The organism is Embleya hyalina (assembly GCF_003967355.1).
Lineage (GTDB): Bacteria > Actinomycetota > Actinomycetes > Streptomycetales > Streptomycetaceae > Embleya > Embleya hyalina.
This window is the reverse complement of sequence record NZ_BIFH01000021.1, coordinates 1-11,025: the sequence shown is the minus strand read 5'-3', so window position 1 is coordinate 11,025 and position 11,025 is coordinate 1. Positions and strand designations below refer to the sequence as shown.

The window sequence follows — 11,025 nt, the reverse complement described above, 5'->3', positions numbered from 1 at the left end:
AAGGCGAGGCGGGTCGCTCCGCGGCCGGTGGGGCGGCCGGTGTTGGTGGTCGGTGTCTTCGTTCCGGCTCCGATGTCCCTGGATTGTCCGGCCGTTCGGCCGGCTCGTTGAAGGAGATGCTTGTGAGGATCGATCCGCCCGTGGTGCGACTGTTGCAGCGTGTGGCCGCCGGAGCGCAGCCCGAGTCGCGGGATCTGACGCTGCGGCGCGCGCAGTCGGCCGCGACCATGCGGCTCGCGGCGTTCCCGCCGGGGCCCGACATCGAGGTCACCGAGCACACGGTGCCCGTCGCCGACGGCGACATCGCGGTGCGGGTGTGGCGACCGAGAAACCCGCAAACACCCGTCCCCGCCTACTTCTTCCTGCACGGCGGCGGCTGGGTGCTGGGCAACCTGGACACCGCCGAGGCCGAGTGCGGACCCGTCGCCTCCCTCGTCCCGTGCGCCGTGGTCCACGTCGACTATCGACTCGCCCCCGAACACCCCTTCCCCACCCCGCTCGACGACTGCCTGACCGCCTACGCGTGGCTCCTGGAACACGCCGACGAACTCGGCATCGACCCGAACCTGGTCGCCATCGGCGGCGCGAGCGCGGGCGGCAACCTGGCCGCCGCGATGTGCCTGGCGCTGCGCGAACGCGGCCTGCCGCAGCCCAGTCTCCAGGTGCTCGACGCCGCACCGTTCGACCTCACCCCGATGCCGGACCCGGTCGCCGCCGGCGAACCGGCCCGGCCCGGACTGTCCGTCGCCGAATTCAACATGTTCGCGCGGCACTACGTGCCGGAGGCCGAGGCCGCCGTCAACCCGCTCGTGTCCCCACTGCGCGCCGCCGACCTGTCCGGCCTGGCACCGGCCCTGGTCGTGGTGGCCGAGTACGACCCGCTGCGCGACCAGGCCGAGGACTACCTCGCGGCGCTGCGCGCGGCCGACGTCCCCGCCGCCGGCATCCGCGTACTCGGCCACATCCACGGCGGCTGGGTCGTCCCGGCCACGGTCACCCACACCCTGGTCAACGAAATGCGCGCCGCCGCCCTGCGCCACGCCTTCGCCGGAACCCTGGTCGGCCCACTCACCCCGCGCCTGATCGACCGCCTAGCGACCACCGAACCGACCCCACAGCCCGCCTGACCGGCGGCCGGCGCCGCACGCCGCGACACGTGCCCGTCGCGGCGCGCGGCGCCGGGTTCAGCGGACGGTGACCTCGTCGACGAAAACGGCGGCTCGGCCCGTACCGCCCGTACCCCGACGCTCGAACTGCACGCCGATCTCCCGGATGTCGCCGGGCGAGCCGACCCCGGCCAGGTTCAGGGTCAAGGTGACGGCGTCCGGCCCGAGCGGGACGGCGCCGGCGTCGTACCAGGTGTTCGCGGCGGTGGTCTTGACATAGAGCTTGGCCGTGCCGCCCGATGCCGTGCCGCGCACCGTGGCGGTCAGCGTTCGACGACCGGACAGGTCGAACTGCGCGCGGCGGGCGACGTACGCCTCCGGGGCCGCGAGGTCGATCTCGGCGCCGAGCGAACGGCCGCCCTCACTCGCCCACTCGCTCGTGCTCGTGGGCGTACTCGCGGTGAGGTAGCCGGTCCAGCCGTCGGTACCGGACTCGAAACCGGAGAGCAGGGTCGGCGGGGCGATCGCGGTCACGTCGTCCACATACACCGCGCCGCGCCCGCTCGCACCCGACGCGGGCCGGAACAGCACGCCGATCTCGCGGACGTCGCCGAGGTCGGCCACGCGGCTCAGATCCAGGCTCAACACCGCGCCGTTCGGGCCGACGCGGACCGCTCCCCCGTCGTACCAGGCCGACCCCGCACCGGTGCGGAGGTAGAACTTGGCGGTGGTCCCGGCGGCGTGGTCGCCCCACTCGGCGGTGCGGACCGTCGCGGTCAACGCGCGATAGCCGGCGAGGTTTTGCGGGCCGACGCGGTTCACGTACGCCTCGGGGCCGCCCAGATCGACGTCCGCCTTGAGGGATCGGCCGCCCTGCGAGGCCCATTCGTCCACCGACCAGGGCCCGGCCAGGACCTGCCAACCACCCCAGCCCTGGGCGCCGGACTCGAAGTCGGCCAGCGGGACGGGTGTTCCGGCGGGGAGGGGCCCACCCTCGGTGCGCGCGGACAGGGCGATCCCACCGCGCGTGATCGTCCACGGGTCGCCCATCAACCGGGTCGCGCCGACGTTGGCGGTCGGCCGCCACTGGTCGTTCCAGGCCATGAAGTAGGCCGTGGCCGGGAATCGGGTACGGATCGCGTCGATCCACTTCCCGTAGTCCAGCGGCACCTCGATCACCCCACCGGGCCCGCTCCGCGGCCCGATCTCGGCGAATGCGAACGGCTTGCCCAGCGCGACGAGTTCGTCGTACCCCTGAACGGCGGCGGGCTCACGCACGTAGCAGTCCAGGCCGACGACATCGGTGTACGCCCCGCCCGCGTAGTAGGACGAGCGTTTGCCGTAGTTGCAGTCCGGCGCGTACACCCACAGCAGGTTGTGCAGGCCCTTGACCTCGGTGAGGTAGCCGTACATGTCACGCCACACGGCGGCGAACGTCCGCGGATCCTGCGCGCTCCACCAGAACGAATCGCCGTTCATCTCGTGCAACGGCCGGAACAACACCGGCACGCCGGCGTCGGCGAGATCGCGCAACCCCTCCGCGACCCGGTCGAGTTCGGCGTACCAGCGTCGACCGGTCTCGGTGCCGCGGTCGGTGAGCCGATCGAACGTGGCCAGCTTGCTGAACAGGCCGGTCCAGTCGGGCCGGTCCGGATTGGGCAGGTGCGCGCTGACGGTGACCAGGCCACCGGACGCCGCCCAGTCCTTCAGGGTCGCGTTGCAGGTGTGGTCGATGGCGTTGCCGTCATGCCCGTAATCGCACCCGAGCAGCCCGGGATACGCACCGGTCCGCGCCTTCGTCTCCTCCACCTGGTCGAGCGAGAAGGTCTTCCCGCTGTATCCGGCGAACTGCCCGGACACCACCCGATTCTGTGCCCGATTGCCCAAGTGCCCGAGCCAGTCCCGCACATCACGGGTGGCGGACGTGGCCTGCGGATCACTCGGCGGCACCGAATGCGCCCGAGCCGCCGACACCCCCGTACCCGCCGACACCACCAAGGCGGCCACCAAGGCCGCACATCTTTGACGCCATCGCGATCGCACGCTGCTCAACCCCCGTCGAAAGTGATCATCACGACGGCACACAGGCTAACCATGTCCCGAACTCCGGCGCCGACGAGCGGGCGCACACTCTCGTGGCTTTCGGCTCGATTCCGCCCGGACGACACCCTCGACCCTCGTATTCTGACCCCGCCATGGCGGAGTGCCGACGGGGGTGACGATGGAACCCGGCCGGATCATCGGGGAACGCTACGAGACGATCACGTTCATGCGGCGCAGTGGCCGCGGCGAAGTATGGGACGGGCGCGACGTGTTGAACGGCCGCGTCATCACGCTCGAGCTCCACCCCGTCCCGTCCGACGCCGCCGTGAACCTTTCCCGAGGGCGTACGCCGGGGGCGGCCCGGCTCCATCACCCGAATGTGGCCACCTTCCTCGACTGGGGCGAGGATCGCGACACGTTGTTCATCGTGACGGAGCGGCTCCGCGGCCGCACGATCGAGGAACTCGTCGGGCGGGAAGGACCGATCCGCAGCGAACTCCTGTATGCGATCGCCGTCGGGATCTGCGAGGCGATGGACGCGGGGCATCGGATCGGTGTCGTCCACCGCGACCTCAACCCGCGCAGCGTGATGATCATCCATGACACTTGGGTGAAGATCCTCGATTTCGGGATCGTCGAAATGCTGGAGACTCTGGTCCCCCCGGCGCGCCTGGTCACCGTGAGCTGCGCGGCGCCGGAACGCCTGACCGAGGCCGGCGACGAGCGCACGGACCTGTACGCGTTCGGCAGCCTGTTGTTCCTGATGGCCACCGGTCGAGCGCCCTTCGTCGGGGCCGACGCCGCGGAAATCATGCGCCGCAAGGCATTCGAGAGCGCACCTCGACTCGACACACTCCGACCGGACGCACCGCCCGCGCTGACGGCGCTCGTGGCCCATCTCCTGGAGCGTGATCCGGCACGACGCCCCTGGTCGGCGGGAATGGTGCGCATACGCCTCGACGATCTCAGTTGGTCCCGGCCCGATTCCGGGCCGTCGATTCCCGTGGGCGGGGTCGGCGCCGCGCCACCCCCGTCGGAGCCGCCACCCCCGTCGGCCCCGCGACGCGTGCCGGCCCAGCCACCCGAGGCGGCCTCGCCACCCCGGTCGGCGACACGAGATTACGGCCCCCGCCCGCTCGAACCCGCGCCCGAGCCCTGGATCGCGCCCACGTCGGCGCCGCCGACGAGCGACGGGCGCCCCTACTACGCAGGCCGGATCGGTGGAAGGATTCGTGGGCTCGTCGACCGGCTCCGCGGCCGCCGGGCCCCCGCCACCACCCCACTGCCCGTGGACGACCTCCCCGACTCCGCAGCCCGGGATGTCGTCGGTGCACCCCACGCCGGGGACCTGGAGGACCTCCGCGATCCCGTCGCCGAGACGAAGCCGACTTTGGCCGGCCTGACCAGCTTCGAGTATGGGTGGAACGACGACCCCTACCCGCGCTCCGCCGACCCGTCCGCCCCGGCGGCGATGGCCCCCGGCGACCTCGATCGGGTGGACGCGCAGGTGATCAACTTTCGCGTCGAGGACGTGCCGGCGGACGCGGAGGGCCGACTGCGCGTCGGTCAGGCGTACGTCGGGGTGTTTCGCGTGGGCGCGGACGATCCGCGGAACCTGGCCGAGGGAGAGCGCCGGATCCCGGTCGAGGACATCCCGTTCGAGGGTCTGCGCACGACCTGGGTCGTGTGGTCGAACACCGTGATGCTGGAGGCGCATTCGGGTCTCGTCGCCGCCTACGACGGCGTCGAGGTGTCCGTGGCCGAGGAGGGTGACCGCGCCCAGTGGATGGCGCGGTTCGACCTGCTGATCCCGCCGTCGGGCGAGTCCACCGCACGCCGACTGCGGCTCGTCCCGCGCGTCGCGGAGGGGGCGCGGATCGACGTCATGGTGTTCGTCGGCGAGGACGTCTACCGCGAATTGGCCGTCCGCCTCGACGTCTCGGCGGTGACACCTCCGGCTCCCGAGCCGACCTCGTCCACCCTGGCGAACCCGGCGGCGCCATCGTCCCCCACTGCATCCACGACACCCCTGGCGGCCCGCACACCCCTGGCGCCTCCACCGCCTCCGCCTCCTCCGACACCCCCGGCACAGTGGACGCCCCCGACACCCCCGCCCCCGATCGTGCACCCCCCACGGCCCCTCCCGCCCATCCATCCCGGTCCCCGCCCTCCCCGCGTACGATCGGCGACCCGCACACCCCCCGTCCGCACCGGCGTCGCCTCCCTGCACGTCACCCGCAGCCTGCCCGCGAGGCACACGCGGCGGCGGGCCGCGCCCGCCGAAGGGCGTCGTCACCGCGTCACGTTGAGCCTCTTCCTGATTCCGCCCCAGGCCCAGTGGGAGCAGAGCGCGTTCACGCCCTCCCTCGGCACCGAGTCGAATACGCACGGCCAAGTCCCGTGGACCTTCAAGGACGTCGCCAGGCAACGCGTCGCCGAGGCCCGACGCGCCCTCGAAGAGGTACGCGAACTGCTCGCCGAGCACTGCCCCGACATCACCCCCGCCGACCTCGAAGCCCGCCTGGCCCACTACCGGTTCGGCGACCCCACCCGCCCCGACGCATCCGCCTCCGGAACCACCGACCCGACCGTCCGGGACACCATCGCCCGGGACCGTCGCATGCGGAACCTGGCGTACGCCGGCGCCCGCCTCCGCGACGCGTTCTTCCCACCCGGCACCATGCTCCGCGAACGCATCGACGCACTCGGCCCCGGCGACAACCTGCGGATCACGTGGTACCCCGAGCCCCCGTACGAACTCCCGCACGTGCCATGGGGCCTGATGTACCGCGGCAGCGTACCCGCGCAGGGCACCCCGATCGACGCGAACGACTTCCTCGGCCTGCGGCTGCGGATCGCGCACCGCGCCCACCGACGCGAGTCGGACCGCGCCCTGGAACCGGCCGCGACCCGCGCCCACCTGCTGTACTGGGGCACGGGGGCGACCGACGAGACCGCCCGTGCGGCACGCGAGCACGAGGCCGAACTACGCGCCTGGACACCGCTGTTACTGCCCGCCACCACCATCGACCGCAAGGCCGAACTGGCCGGCTTCCTGCGCTCGCCGACACCGCGCCCGGTGTCCCTGGTCTACGTCTACTGCCAGTGCACGACCGGAACCGGGGCGGCGCCCGTACTGCGCTTCGGCGCGAGCAACGACGACGAGGACGTGCTGGAGTTGGTCGACCTCGGCGACGAACCCTTCGCGGACCAACCCCTGGTCTTCGTCAACGCGTGCGAAACGGCCTCCGCCGACGCCTTCTTCACCAACGAACTCCGCGAGACGTTCCTCAGCCGGGGATGCCGGGCGTACATCGGCACCGAGTGCAAGGTCCCGACCGTGTTCGCGGCCCGATTCGCCACCGTTTTCTTCCACTTCCTCTACGCCCGCGACCACCACACCCGGCATCCCACCGCGGTCGGGGACGCACTCGCACAGGCCCGACGGTTCTTCCGGAACGTGTACGGGCACCCCGGCGGGTTGTTCTACTCCGCCGTCGACGACGACCAGGTCTTCGTGGCCCGGCCGGACGAGGTCGCCGCCGCGATGGGACACCGCACACCGACGAGCGACCTCGGCCACGGGCCGCCCCGAAAGAGGAGATCATGACCGAGCCCACCCCGGACCCGATCCTGCGCTTCCTCACCGCCGGCAGCGACGACCGTCTGGCCATGGCCCACGACCCCCGCGCGAACGCCGCGCTGACCGAACTCCTCGGCGCCGACGCCCTCGCCGAACTGCGCGGCCTGTCCCCCGCCGGCACCCCCCACCTCGCCGACGCGGGCCCCGCCGACCTGATCTTCGTACCCGGCGTGATGGGCAGTGTCCTCGCGAGTCAGGGCCTGGGCGGGGTGTGGTGGCTGGACATCCGCTCCCGCACGCACATCGACGACCTCGCGCTGTCCCCGGACGGACACGACGACGCGCACCCGGCGTTCCGGGTCGCCCCCGTCGCCGTCGACGCGAGCTACGAGAGCTTCCTCCTCGCCGGTGCCCGGCACGCCGACCTGCGGCACAGCGCGTTCGCCTACGACTGGCGCAAGCCCCCGCACCTCGCCGCGGACCTGCTCGCCGAACGCATCCTCGCACTGCGCCCGAAGCCGGACACGCGCCACCCGGTGCACGTGGTGGCGCACAGCATGGGCGGCCTGATCGTCCGCACCGCGCTGATGCGCCACCCCGAACTGTGGCGGCACATCGGCAGGATCGTCTTCCTCGGCACCCCGCACCACGGTGCCCCGGCCATCGGCGGCTACCTGAAGAATCACCTGTGGGGATTCGACACCCTCGCCCTCCTCGGCCGCTACCTGAGCCGCGACACGCTCCGCTCGATGTGGGGTGTGCTCGGCCTGCTCCCGGCCCCCGCCGACGTGTACCCGGGCGGCGAACACCCGCATCCCTGCCTCAACTTCGACGCGTACCGCGCGACCGACTGGCGCCTGGACCTGTCGGCGGCGAACGAACTGCGCCTGCAAACGGTCCTGGACGCCGCGGCGGCGCACCATCGCGCCCTGCACACCTGGCACACGGAACTGGGCCAGAGCCTGCGCGACCGGATGGCGGTGATCGCCGGGGTCGGGTACCGCACCCTGTTCCGCCTCGCCTACGTCCCCCGTTTCGGGCACCGCTGGGAGCACATGGACCGCGTCACCCGCAGGGTCCCCGGCAATCCGCACCGGGAGGGCGACGGCCGAGTGCCGGTCGCCTCGGCCCGCCTCGCCTCGATCGGCGAGACCCGCTACGTGCGCGGCGAACACGGCGGCCTGCCCGCGATACCCGCCGTCCGGGAGGACACCTGGCGCTTCCTCACGGGCCGCCCCATGCGCCTGCCCCGCACACCGGCCGCGGCCCTGAGCCCGCACCTCGCCGGCGACGAATCCGTGTCCACCCCCGCGCTCACCGGCTCCCGCGTGGACCACGACCGGGACCCGGAGGACCCGGGCTACCTCGACTTCGACGCCCCCTCCTCCGATCTGTTGGCTGACCTGGAGGAGCGGCTGGAGGCCGGCCGGCTACCGGACTTCCTCCGCACCCGGCTCCTGTGACCCGCCCGCCCCGGCGCCCGTCGGAGCGCACAACATCCGGCGCACCGCGTCGCGGAGCCACCGGTGGGCGCCGTCGGCGGTGTTCCGGGGGTGCCAGGCCATGCCGATGGTCAGGGCCGGCAGGTCCACGGGCATGTCCAGGAGGTGCAGACCGAGGGCGTCGGCGTCCCGGGTGAGCGGCGAGGGAGCCGCGCCGGGGAGCGCGGCGGGTACGAGACAGACGACGTCGCTGCGGGCGGCCAGGGTCATCGCGGCCAGGTGAGCGGGAAGGACGATGCCGACCCGCCGACGCAGGCCGTGCTCGGCCAGCGCCGCGTCGAGGGGGCCGGTGAACCGGCCCCGGCGGCTGACCGCGACGTGTTCGGCGGCGGCGAGCCGAGCCGGCGTCAGCTTCCCCTCGGTCAGCGGATGGCCGGGCCGGACCGCCGCCACCATGCGCAGGCCGACCAGCGGCTCGACCCGGGTCTCCGGGTCCACGTGGTCGATGGATCCGACCTCCAGGTCGATCCGACCGTCGCGCAGCGCGGGCCCGGCCTCCAGTTCCTCGGCCCGGATCCGGAACGAGACACCCGGCGCCTCCCGCCGACCCAGGTCCAGCAGTCCCGGCGCCAGCGCCGCGCCGACCAGGTCGGCGGCCTGGAGCGTGAACGTACTGCGCAGGCCGGCGAGGTCGACGCTCGCGCCGGGCCCCAGCAGCGCGCCCAGGCTGCGGACGACCGCGGCGGCCTCCTCGCGCAGGACCTGGGCGCGCGGGGTGGGCACCATCGCCTGCCCGGCCCGGACCAGGAGGGGGTCCTGGAGGATGCGGCGCAGCCGAGCGAGGTTGCGACTCATCGCGGCGGGCGAGGTATGCAGCCGCGCGGCGGCGCGAGTCACGCTGTGCTCGGCCAGCAGGGCGTCCAGCGCGATGGCGAGATTGGCGTCGATGACCGGATCCGGGCTGCTCACCAGCATTATTCCATTTCAGTCAATGATTCCGTGCCGAAGTTCCCATTGTGGCATCACCGCGGTCCTCAGCAGGATGAGGGACGTAACGAAACGGCACGACACACCGAGGTTTTCATGATCGTCATCACCGCTCCCACCGGGAACATCGGCCGCCACCTGCTCTCCGGGCTGCTGAAGTCCGCCCCCGCCGCCGGCGAGGAACTGCGCGTGATCGTGCGCGACCCCGCCCGACTCCCCGAGGAGGCACGCGGAGCCGTCGACGTGGTCACCGGCTCGCACGCGGACGCCGACGTCCTCGACCGGGCCTTCGACGGCGCGGACGCCGTCTTCTGGCTCGTCCCCCCGGACGCCGCCCTGACCCCGCACGACGCCTACATCGGCTTCAGCCGCCCCGCCGTCAAGGCGCTCGCCGCCCACGGCGTCGGCCACGTCGTCGGCGTCTCCGCCCTCGGCCGCGGCACCGCCCTCGCCGACCGGGCCGGCATCGTCACCACCTCGCTGGCCATGGACGACCTCATCGCCGGAAGCGGCGCCGCCTACCGGGCCCTGGCCTGCGCGTCCTTCTTCGAGAACTTCCTGGAGGAGGCCGACTCGATCCGCGAGCACGGCTTCTTCACCGACACCGTCGAGGCCGACCGCAAGGCCCCCCTCGTCGCCGTCGCCGACATCGCCGCCGCCGCGGCCGACCTGCTCCTCGACCGCTCCTGGACCGGCACCGGCAGCGTCCCGCTGCTCGGACCCGAGGACCTGTCCGTCAACGACCTGGCCCGCATCATGACGGAGCAGTTCGGCCGCCCCGTCCGCTACGAACGCCAGACACTCGACGACATGTACACCACCCTCGTCGGCTACGGCCTCAACGAGGCGTTCGTACAGAGCATCGTCGACATGAAGCGGGCCAAGGACGAGGGCCTGGACGCCGGCGTCACCCGCACCCCGGAAACCACCTCCCCCACCGGCTTCGAACAGTGGTGCGCCCAAACCCTCAAGCCCGCCGTCCTGTCCTGACGCCCCGCGCCCGACGCCCGGCCAACCGACACCACCCACCCACCGCCCACCCTGGAGACATCCCGATGTCCACCGACCGAACCGAACCCCCGGTCACCGCGTTCATGCTGGTCAAGACCACACCCGAATGGCTCGCCCTGACCGTCGAGGAACGTGTGCACGCCTTCACCACCCAGGTCCTGCCGGCCATCGAGGCCAAGACCACCGGCGTGCGATCGCGCTTCTACGACACGGAGTTCTACTCCGTACGCGTCACCGACGTCTGGTTGTGGGAGGCCGACGACCACAAGGCCTACCAGCTCCTGATCGACGCCCTGCGCGAAACCCCGTTCTGGGGCCGCTACTTCGAGATCGTCGACCTCCTCGTCGGCACCGAGAACGGCTACGCCCGCACGTACGGCCTCGAAGCCGTGACCACCATCAGCACCTGACCCACCGCCCACCCGCGCGGTGTCGAGCGCGATGCGGGGGTCGAGGAACATCCATGCGAGATCGTGCGCTAAGCCTTCTCTCCGCCGATCGGGTCTTTGACCTGGGGTGATTCGTCGGCGCAGCCTTCGCGGATCGGTTGTCGATCTTCGGAGGGGTGTTGTGTCGGTCGAGTTCTTGTCGGACAAGCAAGCGGCGGAGTACGGGGCGTTTCGGGGCAGTCCGTCGCAAGTCGATCTGGAGCGGTTCTTCTTCCTGGACGACGGTGACCGCGAGGTGGTGTTGGGCAAGCGTCGCGACCACAACCGGCTGGGCTTCGCGATTCAGCTGACGTCGGTTCGCTACATCGGCCGGTTCATGCCGGATCCGCGTGAGGTTCCGCCCCTGGTGGCGGAGTACTTGGCTGAGCAGTCGGGGATCGCGGACGCCTCGTGCGTGGGCCTTT

General features: G+C 72.0%; 8 protein-coding genes. 6 read left to right on the top strand and 2 right to left on the bottom strand.

Annotated features, from left to right (window positions below; all coding sequences use genetic code 11):
* Window positions 1-122 precede the first annotated feature (122 nt).
* The gene (locus tag EMA17_RS20710; RefSeq protein WP_160161485.1) at window positions 123-1,127 is read left to right on the top strand and encodes an alpha/beta hydrolase; all 1,005 of its coding nucleotides are present in this window, start codon (window positions 123-125) and stop codon (window positions 1,125-1,127) included.
* 57 nt (window positions 1,128-1,184) lie between these two features.
* Here the strand turns inward: EMA17_RS20710 and EMA17_RS20705 are convergent, their stop codons facing one another.
* Complete coding sequence (locus tag EMA17_RS20705; RefSeq protein ID WP_126638816.1) at window positions 1,185-3,056, bottom strand: glycosyl hydrolase; 1,872 nt, start codon at window positions 3,054-3,056, stop codon at window positions 1,185-1,187.
* A gap of 271 nt (window positions 3,057-3,327) precedes the next feature.
* Here EMA17_RS20705 and EMA17_RS20700 point away from each other — a divergent pair, with 271 nt between their 5' ends.
* A complete protein-coding gene (locus EMA17_RS20700; protein WP_246126817.1) occupies window positions 3,328-6,759 on the top strand; it encodes a protein kinase domain-containing protein in 3,432 nt (1,143 codons plus the stop codon).
* Window positions 6,756-8,195, top strand: coding sequence for an esterase/lipase family protein (locus EMA17_RS20695; RefSeq protein WP_126638573.1), 1,440 nt, complete (start codon window positions 6,756-6,758; stop codon window positions 8,193-8,195). The genes EMA17_RS20700 and EMA17_RS20695 overlap by 4 nt, the downstream gene beginning before the upstream one ends.
* Here the strand turns inward: EMA17_RS20695 and EMA17_RS20690 are convergent.
* Window positions 8,163-9,149 (bottom strand): LysR family transcriptional regulator, encoded by a 987-nt coding sequence (locus EMA17_RS20690; protein ID WP_218042946.1) that lies wholly within the window; start codon window positions 9,147-9,149, stop codon window positions 8,163-8,165. The genes EMA17_RS20695 and EMA17_RS20690 overlap by 33 nt on opposite strands.
* A gap of 108 nt (window positions 9,150-9,257) precedes the next feature.
* On the opposite strand from EMA17_RS20690, the gene EMA17_RS20685 reads away from it, so the two are divergent.
* The 3 genes from EMA17_RS20685 to EMA17_RS20675 all read left to right on the top strand — a co-directional run.
* Window positions 9,258-10,151 carry an NAD(P)H-binding protein gene (locus EMA17_RS20685; protein ID WP_126638571.1) on the top strand — a complete coding sequence of 298 codons (894 nt, stop codon included), beginning with the start codon at window positions 9,258-9,260 and terminating at the stop codon, window positions 10,149-10,151.
* 65 nt (window positions 10,152-10,216) lie between these two features.
* Entirely contained in the window at window positions 10,217-10,582 is a 366-nt protein-coding gene (locus tag EMA17_RS20680) for a darcynin family protein (protein ID WP_126638570.1), read from the top strand.
* A 160-nt stretch (window positions 10,583-10,742) separates the two neighbouring features.
* Window positions 10,743-11,025 (top strand): DUF4158 domain-containing protein (locus EMA17_RS20675; protein WP_126638569.1); only part of this gene is annotated, 283 nt, incomplete at its 3' end.